The 21,654-nt window shown below is 71.5% G+C and carries 24 protein-coding genes; 19 read left to right on the top strand and 5 right to left on the bottom strand.

Annotation, left to right across the window (positions count from 1 at the left end; translation table 11 throughout):
• Positions 1-43: 43 nt before the first annotated feature.
• From sufD to ACZ4WH_RS12690, 6 genes are read left to right on the top strand one after another with little or no spacing between them, the layout of a single operon-like run.
• A complete protein-coding gene (gene sufD / locus ACZ4WH_RS12665; protein ID WP_468179532.1) occupies positions 44-1,228 on the top strand; it encodes a Fe-S cluster assembly protein SufD in 1,185 nt (394 codons plus the stop codon).
• Positions 1,225-1,545: a non-heme iron oxygenase ferredoxin subunit gene (locus ACZ4WH_RS12670; RefSeq protein ID WP_014671978.1), complete on the top strand. Its 321-nt coding sequence runs from the start codon at positions 1,225-1,227 to the stop codon at positions 1,543-1,545. The genes sufD and ACZ4WH_RS12670 overlap by 4 nt, the downstream gene beginning before the upstream one ends.
• Positions 1,546-1,552: 7 nt before the next feature.
• Positions 1,553-2,317 carry a Fe-S cluster assembly ATPase SufC gene (gene sufC / locus ACZ4WH_RS12675; protein WP_468179534.1) on the top strand — a complete coding sequence of 255 codons (765 nt, stop codon included), beginning with the start codon at positions 1,553-1,555 and terminating at the stop codon, positions 2,315-2,317.
• Positions 2,314-3,570, top strand: a complete 1,257-nt coding sequence (locus ACZ4WH_RS12680; RefSeq protein WP_468179536.1) for a cysteine desulfurase — start codon at positions 2,314-2,316, stop codon at positions 3,568-3,570. Before sufC ends, ACZ4WH_RS12680 begins: the two co-directional genes overlap by 4 nt.
• A gap of 18 nt (positions 3,571-3,588) precedes the next feature.
• Positions 3,589-4,056, top strand: coding sequence for a Fe-S cluster assembly sulfur transfer protein SufU (gene sufU, locus ACZ4WH_RS12685; protein WP_468179538.1), 468 nt, complete (start codon positions 3,589-3,591; stop codon positions 4,054-4,056).
• On the top strand, positions 4,053-4,385 hold the full coding sequence (locus ACZ4WH_RS12690; protein ID WP_208031583.1) for a metal-sulfur cluster assembly factor: 333 nt from the start codon (positions 4,053-4,055) through the stop codon (positions 4,383-4,385). The genes sufU and ACZ4WH_RS12690 overlap by 4 nt, the downstream gene beginning before the upstream one ends.
• A gap of 53 nt (positions 4,386-4,438) precedes the next feature.
• Here ACZ4WH_RS12690 and ACZ4WH_RS12695 read toward each other — a convergent pair whose 3' ends face one another.
• Positions 4,439-5,191 (bottom strand): AbfB domain-containing protein, encoded by a 753-nt coding sequence (locus tag ACZ4WH_RS12695; protein ID WP_468179541.1) that lies wholly within the window; start codon positions 5,189-5,191, stop codon positions 4,439-4,441.
• A gap of 119 nt (positions 5,192-5,310) precedes the next feature.
• On the opposite strand from ACZ4WH_RS12695, the gene ACZ4WH_RS12700 reads away from it, so the two are divergent.
• The 5 genes from ACZ4WH_RS12700 to ACZ4WH_RS12720 all read left to right on the top strand — a co-directional run bounded on the left by ACZ4WH_RS12700 (position 5,311) and on the right by ACZ4WH_RS12720 (position 9,186).
• Positions 5,311-5,634, top strand: a complete 324-nt coding sequence (locus ACZ4WH_RS12700; RefSeq protein ID WP_468179543.1) for a DMT family transporter — start codon at positions 5,311-5,313, stop codon at positions 5,632-5,634.
• Positions 5,634-6,170 carry a TetR/AcrR family transcriptional regulator gene (locus ACZ4WH_RS12705; RefSeq protein WP_468179545.1) on the top strand — a complete coding sequence of 179 codons (537 nt, stop codon included), beginning with the start codon at positions 5,634-5,636 and terminating at the stop codon, positions 6,168-6,170. The genes ACZ4WH_RS12700 and ACZ4WH_RS12705 overlap by 1 nt, the downstream gene beginning before the upstream one ends.
• A gap of 64 nt (positions 6,171-6,234) precedes the next feature.
• Positions 6,235-7,221, top strand: coding sequence for a 2,3,4,5-tetrahydropyridine-2,6-dicarboxylate N-succinyltransferase (gene dapD, locus ACZ4WH_RS12710; RefSeq protein WP_468179547.1), 987 nt, complete (start codon positions 6,235-6,237; stop codon positions 7,219-7,221).
• 172 nt (positions 7,222-7,393) lie between these two features.
• A complete protein-coding gene (locus tag ACZ4WH_RS12715; protein ID WP_468179789.1) occupies positions 7,394-7,945 on the top strand; it encodes a SigE family RNA polymerase sigma factor in 552 nt (183 codons plus the stop codon).
• On the top strand, positions 7,942-9,186 hold the full coding sequence (locus tag ACZ4WH_RS12720) for a WD40 repeat domain-containing protein (protein ID WP_468179549.1): 1,245 nt from the start codon (positions 7,942-7,944) through the stop codon (positions 9,184-9,186). The genes ACZ4WH_RS12715 and ACZ4WH_RS12720 overlap by 4 nt, the downstream gene beginning before the upstream one ends.
• 25 nt (positions 9,187-9,211) lie before the next feature.
• On the opposite strand, the gene dapA is transcribed toward ACZ4WH_RS12720, so the two are convergent.
• Positions 9,212-10,111: a 4-hydroxy-tetrahydrodipicolinate synthase gene (gene dapA, locus ACZ4WH_RS12725; protein ID WP_468179551.1), complete on the bottom strand. Its 900-nt coding sequence runs from the start codon at positions 10,109-10,111 to the stop codon at positions 9,212-9,214.
• A 168-nt stretch (positions 10,112-10,279) separates the two neighbouring features.
• Between dapA and ACZ4WH_RS12730 the strand changes: the two genes are divergently transcribed.
• Genes ACZ4WH_RS12730 through ACZ4WH_RS12745 form a run of 4 tightly spaced genes read left to right on the top strand, consistent with a single transcriptional unit; the run spans position 10,280 to position 12,157 of the window.
• Complete coding sequence (locus ACZ4WH_RS12730) at positions 10,280-10,429, top strand: hypothetical protein (RefSeq protein WP_468179553.1); 150 nt, start codon at positions 10,280-10,282, stop codon at positions 10,427-10,429.
• Positions 10,426-11,121 carry a hypothetical protein gene (locus tag ACZ4WH_RS12735; RefSeq protein ID WP_468179555.1) on the top strand — a complete coding sequence of 232 codons (696 nt, stop codon included), beginning with the start codon at positions 10,426-10,428 and terminating at the stop codon, positions 11,119-11,121. Before ACZ4WH_RS12730 ends, ACZ4WH_RS12735 begins: the two co-directional genes overlap by 4 nt.
• A gap of 53 nt (positions 11,122-11,174) precedes the next feature.
• Positions 11,175-11,594, top strand: coding sequence for a phage holin family protein (locus tag ACZ4WH_RS12740; protein WP_468179557.1), 420 nt, complete (start codon positions 11,175-11,177; stop codon positions 11,592-11,594).
• Entirely contained in the window at positions 11,591-12,157 is a 567-nt protein-coding gene (locus tag ACZ4WH_RS12745; protein WP_468179559.1) for a DUF3618 domain-containing protein, read from the top strand. Before ACZ4WH_RS12740 ends, ACZ4WH_RS12745 begins: the two co-directional genes overlap by 4 nt.
• A 110-nt stretch (positions 12,158-12,267) precedes the next feature.
• Here ACZ4WH_RS12745 and ACZ4WH_RS12750 read toward each other — a convergent pair whose 3' ends face one another.
• On the bottom strand, positions 12,268-14,103 hold the full coding sequence (locus tag ACZ4WH_RS12750; RefSeq protein ID WP_468179561.1) for an endonuclease/exonuclease/phosphatase family protein: 1,836 nt from the start codon (positions 14,101-14,103) through the stop codon (positions 12,268-12,270).
• Between the two features lie 265 nt (positions 14,104-14,368).
• On the opposite strand from ACZ4WH_RS12750, the gene ACZ4WH_RS12755 reads away from it, so the two are divergent.
• The 3 genes from ACZ4WH_RS12755 to ACZ4WH_RS12765 all read left to right on the top strand — a co-directional run bounded on the left by ACZ4WH_RS12755 (position 14,369) and on the right by ACZ4WH_RS12765 (position 19,420).
• Complete coding sequence (locus ACZ4WH_RS12755; RefSeq protein WP_468179562.1) at positions 14,369-15,796, top strand: hypothetical protein; 1,428 nt, start codon at positions 14,369-14,371, stop codon at positions 15,794-15,796.
• Between the two features lie 188 nt (positions 15,797-15,984).
• Complete coding sequence (locus ACZ4WH_RS12760) at positions 15,985-17,436, top strand: PhoX family protein (protein ID WP_468179564.1); 1,452 nt, start codon at positions 15,985-15,987, stop codon at positions 17,434-17,436.
• A gap of 400 nt (positions 17,437-17,836) precedes the next feature.
• Positions 17,837-19,420 (top strand): TROVE domain-containing protein, encoded by a 1,584-nt coding sequence (locus ACZ4WH_RS12765; protein ID WP_468179566.1) that lies wholly within the window; start codon positions 17,837-17,839, stop codon positions 19,418-19,420.
• A 60-nt stretch (positions 19,421-19,480) separates the two neighbouring features.
• On the opposite strand, the gene ACZ4WH_RS12770 is transcribed toward ACZ4WH_RS12765, so the two are convergent.
• On the bottom strand, positions 19,481-19,627 hold the full coding sequence (locus ACZ4WH_RS12770) for a hypothetical protein (RefSeq protein WP_468179793.1): 147 nt from the start codon (positions 19,625-19,627) through the stop codon (positions 19,481-19,483).
• An 88-nt stretch (positions 19,628-19,715) separates the two neighbouring features.
• On the opposite strand from ACZ4WH_RS12770, the gene ACZ4WH_RS12775 reads away from it, so the two are divergent.
• On the top strand, positions 19,716-20,288 hold the full coding sequence (locus ACZ4WH_RS12775; RefSeq protein WP_468179568.1) for a TetR/AcrR family transcriptional regulator: 573 nt from the start codon (positions 19,716-19,718) through the stop codon (positions 20,286-20,288).
• A gap of 118 nt (positions 20,289-20,406) precedes the next feature.
• Here the strand turns inward: ACZ4WH_RS12775 and ACZ4WH_RS12780 are convergent, their stop codons facing one another.
• Positions 20,407-21,591: a TerD family protein gene (locus ACZ4WH_RS12780; protein ID WP_468179570.1), complete on the bottom strand. Its 1,185-nt coding sequence runs from the start codon at positions 21,589-21,591 to the stop codon at positions 20,407-20,409.
• Between the last annotated feature and the right edge of the window lie 63 nt (positions 21,592-21,654).

The following is a 21,654-nucleotide window of genomic DNA, read 5'->3' on the forward strand; positions in this document are numbered from 1 at the left end:
CCCCGTCAAGCCCACACGTAAGAAAGAGAGCACTACGACAGCCATGGCTGAGGCCCAGAACATCCCCGTGGGTTCCACCACCGCGGGCTCGATCGCGGTCGCCGCGGAGTCGACCGTCGTCTCGCGCATGAGCGCGCCCCCCTCCTTCGACGTCGCGGACTTCCCGGTCCCGCACGGCCGTGAGGAGGAGTGGCGGTTCACCCCGCTGGAGCGCCTGCGCGGTCTGCACGACGGCACCGCCGTCGCGAACGGCGACGGCGTGAAGGTCGACGTCCAGGCCCCGGAGGGCGTCACCGTCGAGACCGTCGGCCGCGGCGACGCGCGCCTCGGCAAGGCGGGCACCCCGGTGGACCGCGTCGCCGCCCAGGCGTACTCCGCCTTCGAGAAGGCCTCGGTCGTGACCGTCCCCAAGGACACCGTCCTCACCGAGCCGATCCGCATCGCCGTGCACGGCCAGGGCGGCACCGCCTTCGGCCACCAGGTGATCGAGCTGGGCGCCTTCGCCGAGGCCGTCGTGGTCATCGACCACACCGGTGACGCGGTGCTCGCCGCCAACGTCGAATACCTCCTGGGCGACGGCGCCAAGCTGACCGTCGTCTGCGTCCAGGACTGGGACGACAAGGCCGTCCACGTCGCCCAGCACAACGCGCTGGTCGGCCGGGACGCCTCCTTCAAGTCCGTGGTCGTCACCTTCGGCGGTGACGTGGTCCGCCTGCACCCGCGCGTGGAGTACGCCGGCCCCGGCGGCGAGGCCGAGCTGTTCGGCCTGTACTTCACCGACGCCGGGCAGCACCAGGAGCACCGCCTGCTGGTCACCCACAACACCCCGCACTGCAAGTCGAACGTCGTCTACAAGGGCGCGCTCCAGGGCGACGACGCGCACGCGGTCTGGATCGGTGACGTGCTCATCGAGGCCAAGGCCGAGGGCACGGACACCTACGAGATGAACCGCAACCTGGTCCTCACGGACGGCTCGCGCGTCGACTCGGTGCCGAACCTGGAGATCGAGACCGGCGAGATCGTCGGCGCCGGCCACGCCTCCGCCACCGGCCGCTTCGACGACGAGCAGCTCTTCTACCTGATGGCCCGCGGCATCCCGGAGCACGAGGCCCGCCGCCTGGTGGTCCGCGGCTTCTTCGCCGAGCTGGTCCAGCAGATCGGTGTCGCCGACATCGAGGAGCGCCTGCTCGCCAAGATCGAGGAAGAGCTGGAGGCTTCGGTCGCATGACGTCGTTCGTACGCGCCTGTGGGCTGAGCGAGCTGGAGGAGGACACCCCGAAGCGGGTGGAACTCGACGGCACGCCGGTCTCGGTCGTGAAGACCGAGGGCGAGGTGTTCGCGATCTACGACATCTGCTCCCACGCGAACGTCTCCCTCTCCGAGGGCGAGGTGGAGGACTGCCAGATCGAGTGCTGGCTGCACGGCTCCGCCTTCGACCTGCGCACCGGCAAGCCGTCCGGCCTCCCCGCGACGCGCCCCGTCCCCGTATACCCCGTAAAGATCGAAGGGGACGACGTTCTCGTCTCCCTCACCCAGGAGTCCTGAGGCACCCATGGCAACGCTTGAAATCCGAGACCTGCATGTCACCGTCGAGGCCGACAACGCCACGAAGGAGATCCTCAAGGGCGTCGACCTCACCGTGAAGCAGGGCGAGACGCACGCCATCATGGGCCCCAACGGCTCCGGCAAGTCGACCCTCGCCTACTCCCTCGCGGGTCACCCGAAGTACACGATCACCAGCGGCACCGTGCTGCTCGACGGCGAGGACGTCCTGGAGATGTCCGTCGACGAGCGCGCCCGCGCGGGCCTGTTCCTGGCGATGCAGTACCCGGTCGAGGTTCCCGGCGTCTCGGTCTCCAACTTCCTGCGCACCTCCGCCACCGCCATCCGCGGCGAGGCCCCGAAGCTGCGCACCTGGGTGAAGGAGGTCAAGGAGGCCATGGAGCGCCTCAACATGGACTCGTCCTTCGCCGAGCGCAACGTCAACGAGGGCTTCTCCGGCGGTGAGAAGAAGCGCCACGAGATCCTTCAGCTGGAGTTGCTCAAGCCGAAGGTCGCGATCCTGGACGAGACCGACTCCGGCCTCGACGTCGACGCGCTCCGCATCGTCTCCGAGGGCGTCAACCGCGTCCGCGAGACCGGCGAGGTCGGCACCCTGCTGATCACGCACTACACGCGCATCCTGCGCTACATCAAGCCCGACTTCGTCCACGTCTTCTCCGCGGGCCGGATCGTCGAGTCCGGCGGCGCCGAGCTGGCCGACAAGCTGGAGGACGAGGGCTACGAGGCATACACGAAGGGTGGCGCATCCGCGTGACACAGCTGCCGGGCCTCCTCGACACCGAGGCGATCCGCAAGGACTTCCCCATCCTGGACCGTCAGGTCCACGACGGCCGGAAGCTCGTGTACCTGGACAACGCGGCGACCTCGCAGAAGCCGCGCCAGGTGCTGGACGCTTTGAGTGAGTACTACGAGCGCTACAACGCCAACGTCCACCGCGGTGTGCATGTGCTCGCCGAGGAGGCCACGGCGCTGTACGAGGGCGCGCGCGACAAGGTCGCCGCGTTCATCAACGCGCCGAGCCGCGACGAGGTGATCTTCACCAAGAACGCCTCCGAGTCGCTGAACCTCGTGGCGAACATGCTGGGCTGGGCCGACGAGCCCTACCGGGTGGATCACGAGACCGAGATCGTCATCACGGAGATGGAGCACCACTCCAACATCGTGCCGTGGCAGCTGCTCGCGCAGCGCACGGGCGCGAAGCTGAAGTGGTTCGGCCTCACGGACGACGGCCGTCTCGACCTGTCGAACATCGACGAGATCATCACCGAGAAGACGAAGATCGTCTCCTTCGTGCTGGTGTCCAACATCCTGGGCACGGTCAACCCGGTCGAGACGATAATCCGCCGCGCCCAGGAGGTCGGCGCCCTCGTCTGCATCGACGCCTCCCAGGCCGCGCCCCACATGCCGCTGGACGTGCAGGCCCTCCAGGCCGACTTCGTGGCCTTCACCGGCCACAAGATGTGCGGCCCGACCGGCATCGGCGTCCTCTGGGGCCGTCAGGAGCTGCTGGAGGACCTGCCTCCGTTCCTCGGCGGCGGCGAGATGATCGAGACGGTCTCGATGCACTCCTCGACGTACGCCCCCGCCCCGCACAAGTTCGAGGCGGGCACGCCCCCGATCGCCCAGGCGGTCGGCCTCGGCGCGGCGATCGACTACCTCCAGTCGATCGGCATGGACAAGATCCTCGCCCACGAGCACGCGCTGACGGAGTACGCGGTGCGGCGGCTGGCGGAGGTCCCCGACCTGAGGATCATCGGCCCGACGACGGCCGAGGACCGCGGGGCGGCGATCTCCTTCACCCTCGGGGACATCCACCCGCACGACGTGGGCCAGGTCCTGGACGAGCAGGGCATCGCGGTCCGCGTCGGCCACCACTGCGCCCGTCCGGTCTGCCTCCGCTACGGAATTCCTGCGACCACGCGAGCGTCGTTCTATCTGTACTCCTCGCCGGCCGAGATCGACGCTCTGGTCGACGGTCTGGAGCACGTACGGAATTTCTTCGGCTGAGAGGCGTGAGCTGAGACCGTGAAGCTGGATTCGATGTACCAGGAAGTCATCCTGGACCACTACAAGAACCCGCACGGGCGTGGTCTGAGGGATGGCGACGCCGAGGTGCACCATGTGAACCCGACCTGCGGCGACGAGATCACCCTGCGCGTGAAGTACGACGGCACGACGATCGAGGACGTCTCGTACGAGGGCCAGGGCTGCTCGATCAGCCAGGCGAGCGCCTCCGTGCTCAACGAGCTCCTCGTCGGAAAGGACCTGTCCGAGGCGCGGAAGATCCAGGAGACCTTCCTGGAGCTGATGCAGTCCAAGGGCAGGATCGAGCCCGACGACGCGATGGAGGAGGTCCTGGAGGACGCGGTCGCGTTCGCCGGTGTCTCCAAGTACCCCGCGCGGGTCAAGTGCGCCCTCCTGAGCTGGATGGCGTGGAAGGACGCGACGGCCCAGGCGCTGGGTGGCGCCGACGCCGAAAGGAAGACCGCATGAGCGACACAGTGGAGATGAAGCCGGCGTCGGAGGAAGAACTCCGCGAGGCCCTGATGGACGTGGTCGACCCCGAGCTGGGCATCGACGTCGTCAACCTCGGCCTGATCTACGGCATCCACATCGACGACTCCAACGTGGCCACGGTCGACATGACCCTGACCTCGGCGGCCTGCCCGCTGACGGACGTCATCGAGGACCAGGCCAAGTCCGCCACGGACGGCCTGGTCAACGAGCTGCGCATCAACTGGGTCTGGATGCCGCCGTGGGGCCCCGACAAGATCACGGACGACGGCCGTGAGCAGCTTCGGGCGCTCGGGTTCAACGTCTGACACAGAGCCTGTGACAGGGGCCGTGGCCACGTGCCACGGCCCCTTTCGCGTGCTCAGACGAGCCCGTTCCCCAGCAGGAACGCGGAGTCCGCGCGGTAGAGGTCGGTGTTCTGGTACGGGTCCAGCCTCAGCTGGAAGTTCTGGTGGCGGAGGAAGCGGCCGGGGTAGTTCAGCGACTCCAGGGTGACGGCGCCCGGGTGGGCCGACGGGCGGGGGCAGAACGTGGCGTCCTGGGCGAAGAGGCGGGAGCCGTCGGCGGGTTCGGCACGGAGCAGGAAGTCGCGGTGGCGCAGGTAGCCGCCGTCGGCCGTGGCGAAGGACCAACAGCGGGCGTCCGCAAGGCCCCTGACGCGGGTGAAGGTGGCGGCGCGGCGGGCCGGGGCCGAGGTGACGGGGTCGAGCTTCACCAGGCCGTCGCTGAGGTGCCAGTAGCGGTAGGGGTAGTTGACGGCGCGGACGGAGGTCCCGTGCTCCACCGGCTCCGGGGAACTCGCCGAGGGCGAGGGGGACTTGGCGGGCGTGCGCTTGGCCTGGGCGTGGGATGCGGGGGATTCGGCGGATGCGGGGGAGGAGGGCGGCTGCGAGGGCTCGCCCGGCTCGTTCTTCGCGGAAGCCGGTGGGGTGGACGGGGTGGCGAAGGAGAGCAGGCCGGGGCCGTCGTCCGGCGGGGTGACGGGCGCGGTGGTGGCTCTCCGTTCCGCCGGCTCGTCGTTCATGGTCAGGGCGGTCACGCAGGCGGCCACGGTTGCCAGGGCCAGTGCGGCGGCCAGCCGGAGTCTTCGGGCGCGGGGGGTGTTTGCGGGCACGGGCCCGCACAGTAGTGGAGGCGGAAGGCGGACGTGGGGCGTTTCAGTGAGCGGTTTCCATGAAAGCGAAACTCTCTCGTTGCGTACGGCCGTACACATCGATGTGTACGCTTGTACGCATGGGGTATCTGCTGCTCTCCGGTGCCATCGCCGCCGAGGTCGTCGCCACCACGGCGATGAAGTACAGCGAGGGATTCAGCCGGCTCTGGCCCTCGCTCGTGACCGCTCTGGGGTACGTCGTCTCGTTCGCGCTGCTCGCCCAGACGCTGAAGACCGTCCGGATCGGCACGGCGTACGCGATCTGGTCCGGCGTGGGCACCGCGACCATCGCCGTCCTCGGTCTGCTGCTCTTCGGCGAGGGGCTGAGCCCGGCCAAGGTCGCCGGCATCCTGCTGATCATCGGGGGAGTGGTCGTGCTCAACCTGGGCGGGGCGACGCACTGATGCCGCGCCGCTACGACCCCGAGCGCCGCCGGCGGATCATCGACGCGGCGATCCGCGTGGTCGGCCGGGACGGCATCGCCGGGCTGAGCCACCGTACGGTCGCCGCGGAGGCGGAGGTACCGCTCGGCTCCACGACGTACCACTTCGCCACCCTCGAAGAGCTGCTGGTGGCCGCGCTGCGGCAGGCGAACGAGGGGTTCGGCGGGGTGCTGGCCGAGTCGCTGCCGGAGGGCGGCGGCGAAGGCGACCTCGCGACGGATCTCGCCCGGGCGCTCGGGGAGTGGCTGGCGGGGGAGCGCACCGGCGTGGAGCTGGAGTACGAGCTGTATCTGGCGGCGCTCCGCCGCCCCGCGCTGCGTCCCGTCGCCGCCGAGTGGACCGAGCAGGCGGCGGCGCTGCTGGCCCGCCGCACGGACCCGGTCACGGCACGGGCCCTGCTCGCGCTGATGGACGGCATCTGCCTCCAGGTGCTGCTGACGGGCGGTTGCTACGACGAGGAGTACACGCGCGTCACGCTGGCTCGGCTGATCCCCTGATCCCGCGCCCGGCACGTGAGACGCGGTTCGCCCTGACCACCCCGCCCACGTTAGGTTTTCTTCCATGACCGAGTCTGCAACCCGTACCACCGGCGCCGTCGCCGCCGGCCTCGCCACGATCGCCTCCGACGGCACCGTTCTCGACACCTGGTTCCCGGCCCCCGAGCTGGTCGAGGAGCCGGGCCCGGCCGGCACCGAGCGGCTGACCGCCGAGCAGGCGGCCCAGCTGCTGGGCGGCGGCGCGACCGCGGCGACCGGCCCGGACGCCCGCCGGGGCGTCGAGGTGGTCGCGGTCCGCACGGTCATCGCCTCGCTGGACGAGAAGCCGCTCGACGCCCACGACGTCTACCTGCGCCTGCACCTGCTCTCCCACCGCCTGGTCAAGCCGCACGGACAGAGCCTGGACGGCATCTTCGGCCACCTCGCCAACGTCGCCTGGACCTCGCTCGGCCCGGTCGCCGTGGACGACATCGAGAAGGTCCGCCTGAACGCCCGCGCCGAGGGCCTGCACCTCCAGGTGACCTCGATCGACAAGTTCCCGCGCATGACCGACTACGTCGCCCCGAAGGGCGTGCGCATCGCCGACGCCGACCGGGTCCGCCTCGGCGCGCACCTCGCGGCGGGCACCACGGTCATGCACGAGGGCTTCGTCAACTTCAACGCCGGCACCCTCGGCACCTCCATGGTCGAGGGCCGGATCTCCGCGGGTGTCGTGGTCGGCGACGGCTCGGACATCGGCGGCGGCGCCTCCACCATGGGCACCCTCTCCGGCGGCGGCAACGTGATCATCTCCATCGGCGAGCGCTGCCTGGTCGGCGCCGAGGCGGGCGTCGGCATCGCGCTCGGCGACGAGTGCGTGGTCGAGGCCGGCTTGTACATCACCGCGGGCACCCGCGTCACCATGCCCGACGGCCAGATCGTCAAGGCCCGCGAACTGAACGGCGCCTCCAACATCCTGTTCCGCCGCAACTCGGTCACCGGCACGGTCGAGGCCCGCCCGAACAACGCGGTCTGGGGCGGCCTGAACGACATCCTGCACAGCCACAACTGACGCGCCGCGTCCGACCGAGCGCCCTTCACCCTGGTGTGGAGGGCGCTTCGTCATGCGGGGCCGCGTACAGGTTTTTCCGCCGACAGGCATAGTGGCGGGCCGGCGCGCACGTCAGGTGGGGTGCGGGGCCCGGACAACCAGGTGCGGCCCCGGGGGGAAAGAGAAGGTGACGATGGATGCCGAGGCGCAGGAGAGTTTCCGGGAGTTCGTGGCCGGGAGATCGACCGCGCTGCTGAGGACCGCCGTGCTGCTGTCCGGCGGGGACCGGCACGCCGCCGAGGACCTGTTGCAGAACGCGCTGGTCAAGGCGGCGGGCCGGTGGCAGCGGATCGACGAGCCCGAGGCGTACGTCCGGCAGATCCTGTACCGGCAGCAGATCAGCCGCTGGCGGCTGAAGTGGCGGCGGCGCGAGATCACCGTCGCCGAGCCGCCGGAGGCCGGCCACGCCCCGGACGCCTCGGGCGCCGCCGAGCTGCGGCTGGTGCTGCGGTCGGCCCTGTCCCGGCTCACCGCCCGCCAGCGGACCGTGCTGGTGCTGCGGTACTTCGAGGACCTGCCGGAGGCCGAGGTGGCCCGGATCATGGGCTGCTCCGTGGGCACCGTACGGTCCACCACCCACCGCTCACTGGCCAGGCTCCGTGAGCTGGCGCCCGAACTGGCGGCGGTCGCGCCCTGGCCGCAGCAGCCGTCCCGTGACTTCTCGCCCGTGGAGGTGCGTCCGTGAACGTGGAGGAACTCGTGCGCGAGGCGCTGCGGGAGCAGGCCGACAGGCAGCCGCCCGCGCCGCCGGGCTTCGCCGACCGGGTGCTCGGGGAGCGCCGGCGCCGCCGTACCCGCAGGCTGGCTTCGGCCGCCGCGGCCACCGCCGCCGTGGTCGCGATCGGGGTCGGCGTGCCGCTGCTGGACTCCGGCCACAAGAGCGACGTACGGCCGTCCGGGGTGCTGGACTCCGACGGCGTCCGGGCCCACCCGGACCAGTCGCCGCCGCGCGAACTGATCGGCGCCGGGGACGCCGTGCTGGCCGCCTACTACACCGCGGAGTCCCGGCAGCTGACCGAGAACCGGGCCGTCTCGGAGCGCACCTACTGGCTGCTCGACCAGAGGAGCGGGAAGTACGAGAAGGACTCCCGCTGGTCCTTCGTCGCCGTCGCCCCCGGCCTGAAGACCGCCGCCGTGCTGGAGCGGAACCTGCCCGCCCACCGGATCGGCCTGCTCGACCTCGCTACGGGGGAGGTCGAGCGGTGGATCCCGGTCCAGCACGGCGTCGGGGGGCTCGCGTTCTCGTACGACGGCACGAGGCTCGTCGCGACGACGTACGACGAGGACCCCGATCTGCGGATCAAGGAGAAGGTGTACGACAGCGAGGGCAAGGCCGAGTGGATGTGGTCGGCCCGGTACGGCCGTTCGAGCCGTTCCGGGTTCTACGACCTCGACGTGGCCTCCGGCACGGGGACCTGGAGCCGGGTCGCGTCCGACCGCAACACCAACTCCCGCGCCGACTTCGCCTTCAGCCGCAGCGGTGAGCTGGTGTACGGGCAGTACATCGGCGGCCGGGACGGCCTTCAGCGGTTCTACGACCTGGAGGGCAACGAGGTCGCCGCGCCCGCGAACGAGAAGCACCTGAGGTCGGACGTCCCCGCGCGGCTCTCCCCGAGCGGCAGGCTCGCCGCTCTCGGCCTGACGAAGGAGGTCGCCGGCTCACCCGGCCGGTCCTACTCCTCCGTCCGTGATCCCCGTACGGGCAACGAGATCACCAGGGTCCGCGGAGCCCACCTGCTCGCCTGGGCCGACGACAAGCACCTCATCGCCTGGGAACGGGTGACGAGCCTGGAGCAGGGGTACCGCCCCCGGCTCGTGCTGGTCACGATCGGCAGCGACAAGGTCGTACCGCTGAGCGGCGTCCAGGAGCCGGACAAGCCCACCGACCTGCGGCAGACGTGGGAGCCCGTCTTCACCCGCCGCTGAGAGCCCGTCCTCGCCCGCCGGCGGATCAGCCGGCGGTCAGCGCCCGGTACACCGCCAGCAGCCCGTCGGCCGTCTCCCGGCCGGCGGGCAGCAGCGGCGCGCGGACCGGGCCCGCGGGCAGGCCGAGGCGGCCCAGGAGGGCCTTCGCGGTGACGGTGCCGGGCAGGCCCGCGCCCATCATCGCCTCGGTCAACGGGGTGACGGCCAGCTGGAGTTCTGCCGCGCGGGCGGTGTCGCCGGCGTCGAACGCGGCCAGGATCGCGGCGATCCGGTCCGGTACGGCGTTCGCGACCGTGCTCGCACAACCCGCCGCGCCGACCGCGTACAGCGCCAGTACGTGCTCGTCGCAGCCCGCGTAGTACGCCAACTCCGTCCGCGCCAGCACCTTCTGGGTGCCGAGGAAGTCGTAGGAGCAGTCCTTGACGGCCACGATCCGCGGGTGCCGCGCGAGGCCGATCATCGTGTCCGGTTCGATCCGGGTGCCGGTGCGGCCCGGGATGTCGTAGAGCATCACCGGCAGGTCGCTCGCGTCGGCGACCTGGAGGAAGTGGGCGGCCACGGCCTCCTGCGGGGGCCGGCTGTAGTACGGCGTCACCACCAGGACGCCGTCGGCGCCCGCCTTCCCGGCCGCCAGCGCCAGCTCCACCGTGTGCCGGGTGTCGGACGTGCCCACGCCCGCGACCAGCGCGGCCCGGTCGCCGACCGCCTCCCGCACCGCCGCCACCAGCCGCGCCTTCTCCTCGTCGGTGGTGGTGGGCGACTCACCGGTGGTGCCGTTCAGGACCAGGCCGTCACAGCCCTCCGCCACCAGGTGCGCGGCCAGCCGCTGGGCGCCGTCCAGGTCGAGGGCGCCCTCCTCGGTGAGCGGCGTGATCATGGCGCAGAGGGTGCGGCCGAACGGAGCGGGCCCGCGGGTACTCGTCATGGGAGTAGTCTCGGCAGGACATCCGTGAAGCTCTACTTAATTCTTCTACGAGGTATCGATAAGAATTTCTGATGAATCCTCCGCGTGCTGTCGAGGCCCTATGTCCAACTCGGCACCTCATGGGTCACTATGGCCGGAGGGTCACCGACGTCCGTCATGGGAGGCGCCATGAAGCTCGGCAAGGCACTGGCCACCGGGGTCGCGGAGGAGCGGCCGCTCGTCCGGGAGGAGAAGCCGCCGGTCCCCGAGGAGACCGTCCGCACGGACGCGGCGGAACCGGCCGAACCGGCCCGCGAAGAGGTCCCGGCCGCCCGATGAGGCTCCGGCTCCCGGCGGAACGCCCGACGGAGCCGCCGACCGGCTACAAGATCGCCCACCCGGTGCTGTCCCAGGACGGCGCCCGGGCCGGGTTCACCGGTGTGTCGCTCGGCGGCGCGCTGCCGTACGGCGTCCTGGACGACGCCTCCTGCGTCTACGGCTTCCGGCACCGCCCGCCCGCACGCCGGTGCGACTGCGGTTTCCACTGCGTGCACGACCGGGCGGCGGCCGAGGCCCTGCTGTGCGGCGCCGACCACCGCGCGGCCGTCCTGCTGGAGGTCTCCGTCCTCGGCGCCTACATCCGCTTCGAGCGCGGCTTCCGCTACGCCCGGCAGCGGGTGCGCACGGCCGCGGCCGGACCCTGCGGCTGCGGCGCCCCAGCCGTCGCGCTGGCCGACGCCGGCTGGGGCCGGCCGGGCTGGCGGGTCCTGGCCCCCGTCTGCGCGGGCTGCGTGCGCGGGCGTACGTCCGTCTCGCTCGCCGGGTTCGCCCGGCTGGCCGGGCACGGGCTCCGGGTGATCGCGGGTGCCGGCGGTGCGAGCCCCGTATCCGCCGAGTTGACGGCGGGCGGCGAGCTGGGTGTGCCCGAACTCGTCGCCGAAGCGGCCTTGTTGCAGGCGCGCCTGGACTGGTTCCAGTCCCAACTGGCGCGCCTCGGCGAACAGGGGGCCGGCGGCGCCGGGCAGGGCTAACGACCTTGGGGTCGGGTACCCGGAGGTTCCGCACTGAGAGGAGGCGGAACACCGTGACCGTGACCCCGCACACCCGGCCCGCGGCCGACGGGCACCCCTCCACGGGTGAACTCGTCGGCCGGGCCACCGAACAGCTCTCGCGGCTGCTGCGGCAGGAGGTCGCCCTCGCCAAGGAGGAGCTGGCCGAGAAGGGACGCCGGGCCGGACGCGGCGGCGGCCTGCTGGGCGCCGCCGGCGCCGTCGGCTACGTCGGACTGATCACCCTGGCCGGAGCGGCCACCGCCGCCCTCTCCCTGGCACTGCCCGTGTGGGCGGCGGCGCTGATCGTGGCCGCGGTGTTCTTCGCCGTAGCCGGCCTGCTGGCCGCGACCGGTCGCGCCCAGCTGCGCCGCGCCGCCCCGCCCACGCCCGAGGAGACCCTCGGCAGTGTCAGGGCGGACGTCGACGCGATCAGGGAAAGGGCACACCGATGACGCACAGGAACCCGCACGGCTCGGGCGCCAAGGGCCCCGACGAGCTGCGGCGACAGATCGAACACACCCGCGGCCAGCTCGGCGACACCGTCGCCCAGCTGGTGGGCCGGGCCGATGTGAAGGGCCGGGCCCGGGCGCGGGCCGCGGACCTGAGGGACAAGGCCGGCGCCATGACCGTCCAGCTGCGCGCCGGCGCCGCCCAGGCGGGGCACGGGGTGCAGGACCGGGCGGCCAAGGCGGGCCACCTGGTGCAGGACCGTGCCGCGCGGGCCGGCCACACCGCGCAGGAACGGGTGACCAAGGTCGGTCACACCGCGCAGGAACGGGTGAGCAAGGCCGGGCATCTGGTGCAGGAGCGGGCCGGACACCGCCGGCACACCCTGCGGGACCGGGCGGCCCACGCCGGGCACACCATGGAGCACGACGTGCGGGTGCCGCGCCCGGTGCGGTCCGCTGTGGGCGCCGCGGTGCGGCATCCCCGGCCGGCCCTCATCATCGGCGCGGCGGGCGCCGCCGTCGTCGGCGCGGCCGTGATCTGGCGCCGGATCGACCGCTGTCAGTGAGCGGCTGTGAGTGAGTCGCCGCCAGTGAGGTGCTGTCAGTGAGTCGCTGTCAGTGAACACGGGACGGCGGGGCCGGCCGGGCGTGGTGCCGGGCCGGTCCCGCCGTCGTGTCACGGACGGAACCGCAGCACCTGCGGGTCGTGGTCGCTGATCTGGTCGTTGAACTCCGAATTGATGTGCACGCTGTCGTACTCGAAGTCGCAGCCGCGGCGGATCGCCGGGCTGATCAGGATCTGGTCCAGGACCTGCTGGTTGCCCTGGTAGTCATAGGTGTACCGCTCGCTCTTCGGCAGCGACTTGATCGCCGACCACAGCTCGCCGTCACCCTCCAGGATCCGCGTGGTCTCGGAGAACTCGAAGTCGTTCATGTCGCCGAGGGCGATGACGTTCGCGTTCTTCTGCGCGGACAGGATGTCCTTGACGAACGCGTTCACCTCGGTCGCCTGGGCGTGCCGCTGGATCTCCGAACTGCGCACCGGCGGCTGGTACTGCGCGGTCAGACCCTGGTCACCGCCCTTGGAGTTGAGGTGGTTGGCGATCACGAAGACGGTCTTGCCGCGGAAGACGAACTCGCCCGCGAGCGGCTTGCGGCTGTTGCTCCAGGCCGCGTTCGCCGGGTCGATCCGGCCCGGGGAGAGGGTCAGCTGGGCCTTGCCGTGCACCTTGGTGACGCCGACCGCGGTGGTCGAGTCGCCGCCCGCGCGGTCCACGAAGGACACCCGCTCCGGGTTGAACAGGAAGACCTGGCGGATGTTGCCGCCGGGCTCGCCGCCGTCCTGGTCGTTGACCGGGTCGACCGAGCGCCAGTCGTACGTGGGACCGCCGGCCGCGACGATCGCGTCGATCAGCTTGGCCACGGTCTGGTCCGCGTCGACCGTGCCGTCGTCCTTGGCGCCGTTGTTGTCCTGGATCTCCTCCAGGGACACGATGTCCGGCGACTGGAGGTTGTGCACGATCGCGGAGGCGTGCTGGTCGAAGGTGGCGTCCGACGGGTCGAGGTTCTCGACGTTGTACGTCGCCACCGCCAGCTCGCGGCCGGCCTGCTTCTGGGTCGTCTCCCGCTCCAGGCCGGCGCTGTCCAGCGTGCCGAGCTCGCTCGCGACGAGGGTGTAGCCGCCGTACTGGTTGAAGTCCAGCGGGCCGGTGGTGGTGCCCTCCAGGGTGTCGCCGACGTTCGCCTTCGGGAAGTCGGCGGTCGAACCCAGCGACTGGATCTGGAGCCGGCCGGTGTTCTGGGAGTCGTAGGAGCCGTAGACCGTGCCGCCGCGGCGGCTGCGGTGCTCCCACGGCTTCACCGTGACCCACAGCTCGCTGTACGGGTCGGTCGCGGTGACCACGCGGACGTCGGTGACCTGGACGTTCATGCCCTCCAGGGACTCGTAGTAGTCCAGGGCGTACGCCGACGGGTCCAGGGGGAGGCCGTTGATCGAGCCGGCCGCGGCGGTGTCACCGGTGGGCGCGTACGCGTCCGGCACCGCGTCCTCGTCGACGACGACCGGCGCCGGGACCGCGTTGCCGGTGGAGACGGTGGTGATCACCGGCTTGGTGATCTCCGTCAGCGACTGGTTGCCGGAGGAGGTGCCGCCCGGGACGTACTCGGAGACCGTGCCGGTCACCTTCACCGCGTCGCCGACCGCGACCTTCGGCGTGGAGCTGGTGAAGACGAACACGCCCTCACTGGTGGCCGGGTTGTCGTCCGGGGTCGGGTCCTGGATCCAGAAGCCCCTGGAGGAGCCGTAGGTGCGCGTGGCCGTGACGATGCCGGGCACGTCCGTCACTTTCTGCCCGGCGAACGGGGATGTCCGGGTCGTGCCCTGGATGTCGTGGACGCGCACCGAGTCGGCGTGTGCGGGCGTGGGGAGGACAACTATCTGGCTGACCGACGCCGCGCCGCAGACGGCGGCGACGGTGAGCGCGGCGAGGCGCGCGGAAGACCTGCTCGGCAAGGGATCCCTCCGGGGACGTACGTGAGCGCCGGGACGAGGGTGGAACGGGAGCGTGCCGGGCTCGTAGCCCTCTGTGACACGCGTAGAGCCGAGTGAACAGTTGTCCCCCCAACTTCTACGCGCGTCAATCTCCTGCCTGGCCCGGTGAGTTGTCAAGGTTTCGGCCATGTACGGCTGCTTGCCGGGAGATGAACCGGGCGGCATGGGTGGAAATCCGTCTAGGCTGAGCGGCTGAGCCCGTTCACGGTCCGAGGAGAACCAGCCGATGTCAGACAGCTCCCCCCTGCCGCCCGTACGGCTGCATCCCGAAGCGGAGCTGGCGCGGGCCGCGCTGTCCACGCCGTTGCTCTCCCGAGCCGCCCGCCTCGCCCGCTGGGCCGGCCCCGACACCCGTGTCGACGCCGGTGGCGGGCTGGTCGAGGAGCAGTTGCCGGCCGCCGTCGAACTGCTCGGACTGACCGGTGACGACGCGGTCGCGTACGCCGGCGAGGCCTGGCGGGTCGCCGTGGACGCCGGTCTGGTCGAGATCGTGGACGAGGAGGCCGGCACCGTCCGGGCCGGGGAGGAGCTGAAGCTGCTCACCGGCGGCTCCCCGCGGGACGTGCTCACCGTGTGGCTCGCCGCGCTGGAAGCCGTCATCGCCGACGCGACCGTCCCCGACCTGGACGATCTGGTCGACGCGATGGACGAGGGCGGAGAGGTCGATTTCTCGTCACTCGGCTGGGACCCGGAGGCCGAGGCTGAGTTCCTCGACGGCGTCCTCGGCAACCTCTACCTGCTGACCGTCGGTGAGGACGGCCCCGGCGACGGCACCGTCCCGCTGCCCGCCCTCGCCGCCTCCGTGATCCTGCCCGACGGCATGGGTGAGCCCACCAACGACGTCCTGGAGCGGGTCTCCGACGCGATGATGCGGCTGGACGACCAGTTCCGGGTGCTGGAGCCGATCGGGCTCGTGGCCTACCGGCCGGTGGACGAGGGGCTGATGGCCGACACCGACGAGGAGCCGGCCGCGACCGTGGACGACACCGACGTCGCCCGCTACGGCATGGTCCGGCTCACCCCGCTCGGCGTGTACGGCATCCGAGCGCGGCTGCTGGAGGCCGGGTTCGAGGCGCCGGCCGTGGGCGACCTGGCCGACAAGGGCGCGGACGTGCTGCTCGACGGCACCGCCCGGTTCGGCCGGTTCGCCGCCCGGGCCGAGACCGAGCAGTGGCTGGCCCGCCGCGAACCGCTCGCGGCGGCACGCGAGTTGCTGGCGGCGGCGCGCGGCACGGACGCCGGGGCCCCGCTGCGCAGGCTCCGCTGCCAGCAGGCGCTGTCGCTGGTCGGCGCCGAGGCCGAGCCCGCGCTGCGGGAGGTGCTGGACGACCCCGAGCTGGGCGGGCTCGCCCGGGTGTGGCTGAGCGAGCGGGGCGCCGCCGGGGTGCCGGCGCCGTCCGAGGACATGGTGTTCTGGCTGACCGTCGACACGCTGGCCGCACAGCTCGCGGCCGAGGGCAACTCCGAGGAACTCCAGGCCCTCGTGGAAGGGCTGGCCGCACAGCACAGCGGGTTCTTCGCGGCGGCCTGGCGGGTGGAGCACCCCGCCACCGCCGAGGTGCTGGACGCGATGGGGCGGCTGCACCCGGACAAGAAGGTGGCGAAGCAGGCCCGGAAGGCGGCGTTCAAGGCGCGCTCCCAGCAAGGGAGTTGACGGCGCGGCCGGTCGCGGGACCGGCCGGTGCTTTTTGCTGGCGATGGGGTAGTGCGTACGGATTCTTGAACAAGGACCTGTGAAGTAGCCGGGCGTTCAACTCACGTTCACAAGTGGGCGGGAGCGTGTGCGCCGAACCGAGGCCCCCCACCCTCCACGGCACTACCACCGTCGTCACAGGAGACACCATGTCGCTCACCCGCAGGGACTTCGCCAGAAAATCCGCGATCACCGGTGCCGGGGTCGCCCTGGCGGGCAGCGTCGGCGCCCTCGCCACCGCGCCGAACGCCCTTGCCGCCACGGACACCGAGAGCACCGAGGCCGAGTCCGCGCACGGGGGCCACCGCGGCGTCGGCTACGGCCCGCTGATCGCCGACCCGAAGGGCATCCTGGCCCTGCCCGCCGGCTTCTCGTACAAGATCATCACCTACAGCGGCAGGACCAAGCTGGAGTCCGGCGAGTTCACCCCGTCCAACCACGACGGCACGGCCACCTTCGAGGGCCCCCGTGGCACCACCCTGCTCGTCAACAACCACGAGCTGGCCGGCGCCCGCGCCCAGTGGCCGCACCCGGTGCCGCTCACCGAGGGCCTGGTCTACGACCCGGCGGCGGCCGGCGGCTGCACCGTCGTCGAGGTCCGCCGTGGCGGCGAGGTCGCCGAGTGGGTGGGCATCGCCGGCACCGCCACCAACTGCGCCGGCGGCAGCACCCCCTGGGGCACCTGGCTGACCTGCGAGGAGACCGAGGACAAGGCCGGCAAGAACGGCTTCACCAAGGACCACGGCTACGTCTTCGAGGTCGACCCGGAGGACCGCCGGGCCAACCGCGACCCCAAGCCCATCAAGGCGCTGGGCCGCTACGCCCACGAGGCCGTCGTGGTCGACCCCAAGCGCGGCCACGTCTACCTCACCGAGGACGCCTCCGGCCCCAACGGCCTGTTCTACCGCTGGACCCCGCCGGAGGGCTTCCGCCACGGCCGCGGCAAGCTGCGCACCCTCGCCGACGACGCGGGCGTGCTCCAGGCCTTCAAGTGCTTCGACTCCGGCGGCAAGTTCGTCGACGACCTGTCCCGCGCCACCAAGATCGGCACCGTGTACGGCGTGGACTGGGTGGACGTCCCCGACCGTGACGCCCAGACCGTCTCGGTGCGCAAGCAGTTCACCGACGGCCAGATCACCCGCGCCCGCAAGCTGGAGGGCATGTGGTGGGGCGACGGCGGCGTCTACGTCGTCTCCTCCTACGCCCGTCAGGAGAGCCCGGTCCAGCACGACGGCCAGGTCTGGTTCTACGACCCCAAGCGCCGCACGCTGACGCTGAAGGTGCTGCTCGGCGTGAACCCGGACCCGTCCAAGGACGGCAACTTCGACGGCCCCGACAACATCACCGTCTCCCCGTACGGCGGCCTGGTCATCGCCGAGGACGGCGAGGGCGTCCAGCACCTGTTCGGCGCCACCGACAGCGGCCGGACCTACCCGATCGCCCGCAACGAGCTGAACATCGGCACCGCGGAGGCGCCGGAGTACAGCGAGTTCACCGGCGTCACCTTCTCGCCCGACGGCAGGACCCTCTTCGCCAACATCCAGACGCCCGGCATCATGCTCGCCATCACGGGCCCCTGGAAGCGCCAGAAGTGCGACTGAGTTCCGCGCGGTAATCAATTCGCTGGCTCGTTCCCGCGGCCCCCTCGTAGAGTGATTCTCGTCCAGGTGGCCGCGGGAACGCGTCCCGCGTCCCAGGACACCGAAAACATCACGCACTCCCGGTGCGCGGGCTGCGGTTACTTCTTTCGCAAAGAGAATCCACAACCGCCGCCGACCTGATCTCGGGAGGCGTGGCACATGGTGGGTGTCCGGTGCGCAGGCAGCGGTTACTTCATCGGATCGGACGGTTGCGGGTTCGAGTCCCGTCATCGACTTCGGGTCGGTGTAGCTCAATCGGTAGAGCATCTGGGTAAAAGTCCGCCGCCGACTCCTGATCTCGGACACCCTCCATGTGCCGCGCCTTCCTCCGAACAGTCCATGAATTCGGGGGGATTTCATCATGGCGCGATTCAACACACGTGCCGCGAGGGCGCGGCCCACGTCGGCGGTGACGTCGACGGGACGCGTTCTGCGGACCTACGAGGGCGGCCGGGGCCAGGAGCGCGAGCCGCGCTCGGAGCTTTTCCTGCTCGCCGTCTCCCACTTCGTCACCCGGGACACCTTCTACGAGAGCGGCTCCGCCCGCGACGCCCGCTTCACCCGCCTCGTCCGCGACCTCGCCGTCAGCGACCCGCAGTGGACGGCCGGCCTGCTCGGCTGGCTGCGCGGGGACGCCAGCATGCGCACCGCCTCCATCGTGGGCGCCGCCGAGTACGTGCACGCGCGGCTCACGGCCGGGGCGACCGACGGCCCGTCGAACCGGCAGGTCGTGGCCTCCGTGCTCCAGCGTCCGGACGAGCCCGGCGAACTGCTCGCGTACTGGACGTCCACGTACGGCCGCGCCCTGCCCAAGCCCGTCAAGCGCGGTGTCGCCGACGCCGTACGACGGCTCTACCACGTCAGGTCGCTGCTCAAGTACGACACCCTGTCCAAGGGCTACCGCTTCGGTGACGTCCTCAACCTCGTGCACGCCGCGCCGGACCCTGACATCCCGTGGCAGGGCGACCTGTTCCGGTACGCCCTCGACCGGCGTCACCACCCGGACACCGCCGTCCCGCCCGCGTCGCTGCCGGCGCTCGGCCTGCACCGCGAACTGATGGCGCTGCCCGTCGAGCGGCGGCGGGAGGTCGTCACCTCGCCCGACGGCGTCGAGCGGCTGGCGGCGGCCGGCGTCACCTGGGAGGCGCTGGCCGGCTGGCTCCAGGGGCCGATGGACAAGGCGGCCTGGGAGGCCGTGATCCCGTCCATGGGCGCGATGGCACTCGTCCGCAACCTGCGGAACTTCGACGAGGCCGGGGTGTCGGACGAGGTCGCCGCCCGGATCGCGGCGAAGATCAGCGATCCGGCGGAGGTGCGCCGCTCGCGGCAGTTCCCCTTCCGCTACCTGGCCGCCCACCGGCACGCGCCCTCGCTGCGCTGGTCCTACCCACTGGAGCGGGCGCTCGGCCACTCGCTGGCCAACGTGCCCGCGCTGCCGGGCCGTACCCTCGTGCTGGTCGACCGTTCCGGCTCGATGTTCTGGTCGCCGGTGTCCGAGCGGTCCGAGCTGAGCCGGGCCGACGCGGCGGCCGTCTTCGGCACCGCCCTCGCACTGCGGGCGGCGGACGCCGATCTCGTCCAGTTCGGATCGACCAGCGAGAAGGTGACGTTCCGTACGGGCGAGTCGGTACTGAAGGTCCTGGAGCGCTTCGGGGATCTCGGCGGTACCGACACCACCGAGGCGGTACGCCGGCACTACCAGGGGCACGACCGGGTGCTGATCGTCACCGACGAGCAGTACGCCCCGCACCGGCACGGCGGCCCGACCGCCCGGATACCGGACCACGTCCCGGTCTACACCTGGAACCTGGAGGGCTACCGGGCGGGCCACGGCCCGTCGGGCACGGGGAACCGGCACACCTTCGGCGGGCTCTCCGACGCCGCGTTCCGCATGGTCCCGCTGCTGGAGAGCGGCCGGGACGGCCGCTGGCCGTGGCTGACCTGAACAGCCGTCCCGGGCTCTTGAGCGGCCGTCTCCGGCTCTAAGCGGCCTGGCGTCGGCCGGTCAGGGCCGTCGCCGCCAGGAGCAGGCATCCGGCAGCGCTACGTTGACGACGGGGGAGTCGACGCCGACCATCAGGTAGGCGGTGACGATGACGAGGAGCGTGGTGCCGAGCCGCGCCGGTGGCGCGGGCAGGGATGAGCTGCCCACGGAGCACTACGGGCGGCAAGCGGAGACTGTCTCCGTTCAGTGCTCGACAAGATGCGGAGGGGGTCCCCGGTTTGCAAGGAGTGAGTGGATGACGCAGGGCAGGCCCATGCGCGCGGACGCTCGGCGCAACTACGAGCGGCTGCTGAAGGTGGCGGCCGAGGCCTTCGCCGAGCATGGGGAGAACGCGTCACTCGACGACATCGCCAAGCGGGCGGGCGTCGGCTCGGGCACGCTCTACCGGCACTTCCCGACCCGGCATGCGCTGCTGGAGGCGGCGTACGTGGACCGGATCGAGGCGCTCGGGGCGCGCGCCGACGAGCTGGCGAAGGAACGGCCGCCGGGCGAGGCGCTCATGGAGTGGCTGTACGAGCTGGCGGTCGGCGCCCTTCAGGTGCGCGGGATGAAAGCCCTGCTCAACTCTGCGGTGACGGAGCAGAGCAGCGCGGCGACGCTGACGGCCTGCGGGCCCGTCGTGAAGGGAGCGGCGACCCGGCTCGTGGAGGCAGCACAGGCGGCGGGTGCGCTGCGGGGGGACGTCGAGCCGATCGAGGTGCTGCGCCTGGCCCACGGGGTGGCTTCGGCGGCGGAGCTGGCCGGGGTGGGGGAGCGGGAGATCCGGCGGTATCTGGGGCTGCTGACGGAGGGACTGCGGGCCGGCTGAGCGCGCTTTCCGGTGCGGTCGGCTCAGGCTGGGGGCGCTTGCCCGCGTCGGCGGGGTGCCTCCCCAGGCCCTTGAGGCACTGGGGGAGGCACGACTGCCCGCAGCGGCGGTCGCTGGACTACAGAGCCCTCGCCCCCGGCTCCACCATGTTCCGTACGGTGCGGGCCTTCACGAACTCGCCCAGCGCCGTCATGTCCCACTCGCCGGAGAACTGGCGGACGAGCTTGGCCATCACGACGCCCGTCCGGGGCTCCGCGCCGGTGAGGTCGAAACGGACCAGCTCCTCGCCCGAGAAGGCGTCGACCAGACGGCAGTACGCCTTGGCGACCTCCGTGAACTTCTGGCCGGAGAAGGAGTTCACGGTGAAGACCAGCCCGGTGACGTCCTGGGGCAGCCGGCCGAGGTCGACCGTGATGACCTCGTCGTCGCCCCCGCCCTCGCCGGTCAGGTTGTCCCCGGAGTGCCGGATCGCGCCGTTCAGGATCGTCAGCTTGCCGAAGTAGCAGCTGTCGATGTGGTTGCGCTGCGGGCCGTAGGCGATGACCGATGCGTCCAGGTCGATGTCCTTGCCCCGGAACGCCGGCTCCCAGCCGAGGCCCATCCGCACCTGGGAGAGCAGCGGCCGGCCGCCCTTGATGAGGGACACGGTCTGGTTCTTCTGGAGGCTGACCCGGCCCTTGTCCAGGTTGATCTTCCCGGCGCCCGGCGCGGGAGCGGACGGCGGGGCCGTCGGCTGCGGCGGGGCGGCGGCGGGCTGCGGCGGAGTGGCGGTGGCGGCCGGCTGCGGCGGAGCCACGGGGGCCGCGGCCGGCTCCTCCACCGTCACGCCGAAGTCGGTCGCGATGCCCGCGAGCCCGTTGGCGTACCCCTGCCCGACGGCCCGCGCCTTCCACTGGCCGCCCCGGCGGTAGATCTCCACGACCACCAGCGCCGTCTCGCTGCCGAGCTGCGGCGGCGTGAACGTCGCCAGTACGGCGCCGCCGTCCGCTTCCCGGATCGTGGCCGTCGGCTCGATGCCCTGGAAGGTCTGGCCGGCCGCGTCCGGGCTGGCCGTGACGACGATCTTCTCGATCTCCGGCGGTACGGCGGCGGTGTCGACGGTGACCGCGTCCGGTGCCGTACCGCCACCCGACCGGTACGTCACGCCCGGCCCGGTGGGCTGGTTGTAGAAGATGAAGTCGTCGTCGGAGCGCACCTTGCCGTCGCCGGTGAGCAGCAGGCCCGACACGTCGAGCCGCACCGGAGCGGAGACGTCCACCGTCACGCGCGCGGCCGAGAGAGGGATGTTCGAGCCAGGGGTCATAGCTGTCATGCCGGGAGAACGAACGACACCGCTTTACCGTTCCCTTACCCATCCCCGATCGGC

The organism is Streptomyces sp. NPDC029138, from assembly GCF_055564375.1.

Excerpts from the sequence above, each read along its gene's own strand:
- sufD (WP_468179532.1), top strand. The coding sequence starts at position 44 with ATGGCTGAGGCCCAGAACATCCCCGTGGGTTCCACCACCGCGGGCTCG.
- ACZ4WH_RS12670 (WP_014671978.1), top strand. The coding sequence starts at position 1,225 with ATGACGTCGTTCGTACGCGCCTGTGGGCTGAGCGAGCTGGAGGAGGAC.
- sufC (WP_468179534.1), top strand. The coding sequence starts at position 1,553 with ATGGCAACGCTTGAAATCCGAGACCTGCATGTCACCGTCGAGGCCGAC.
- ACZ4WH_RS12690 (WP_208031583.1), top strand. The coding sequence starts at position 4,053 with ATGAGCGACACAGTGGAGATGAAGCCGGCGTCGGAGGAAGAACTCCGC.
- ACZ4WH_RS12700 (WP_468179543.1), top strand. The coding sequence starts at position 5,311 with ATGGGGTATCTGCTGCTCTCCGGTGCCATCGCCGCCGAGGTCGTCGCC.
- ACZ4WH_RS12705 (WP_468179545.1), top strand. The coding sequence starts at position 5,634 with ATGCCGCGCCGCTACGACCCCGAGCGCCGCCGGCGGATCATCGACGCG.
- dapD (WP_468179547.1), top strand. The coding sequence starts at position 6,235 with ATGACCGAGTCTGCAACCCGTACCACCGGCGCCGTCGCCGCCGGCCTC.
- ACZ4WH_RS12715 (WP_468179789.1), top strand. The coding sequence starts at position 7,394 with ATGGATGCCGAGGCGCAGGAGAGTTTCCGGGAGTTCGTGGCCGGGAGA.
- dapA (WP_468179551.1), bottom strand. The coding sequence starts at position 10,111 with ATGACGAGTACCCGCGGGCCCGCTCCGTTCGGCCGCACCCTCTGCGCC.
- ACZ4WH_RS12730 (WP_468179553.1), top strand. The coding sequence starts at position 10,280 with ATGAAGCTCGGCAAGGCACTGGCCACCGGGGTCGCGGAGGAGCGGCCG.
- ACZ4WH_RS12735 (WP_468179555.1), top strand. The coding sequence starts at position 10,426 with ATGAGGCTCCGGCTCCCGGCGGAACGCCCGACGGAGCCGCCGACCGGC.
- ACZ4WH_RS12745 (WP_468179559.1), top strand. The coding sequence starts at position 11,591 with ATGACGCACAGGAACCCGCACGGCTCGGGCGCCAAGGGCCCCGACGAG.
- ACZ4WH_RS12755 (WP_468179562.1), top strand. The coding sequence starts at position 14,369 with ATGTCAGACAGCTCCCCCCTGCCGCCCGTACGGCTGCATCCCGAAGCG.
- ACZ4WH_RS12760 (WP_468179564.1), top strand. The coding sequence starts at position 15,985 with ATGTCGCTCACCCGCAGGGACTTCGCCAGAAAATCCGCGATCACCGGT.
- ACZ4WH_RS12765 (WP_468179566.1), top strand. The coding sequence starts at position 17,837 with ATGGCGCGATTCAACACACGTGCCGCGAGGGCGCGGCCCACGTCGGCG.
- ACZ4WH_RS12775 (WP_468179568.1), top strand. The coding sequence starts at position 19,716 with ATGACGCAGGGCAGGCCCATGCGCGCGGACGCTCGGCGCAACTACGAG.
- ACZ4WH_RS12780 (WP_468179570.1), bottom strand. The coding sequence starts at position 21,591 with ATGACCCCTGGCTCGAACATCCCTCTCTCGGCCGCGCGCGTGACGGTG.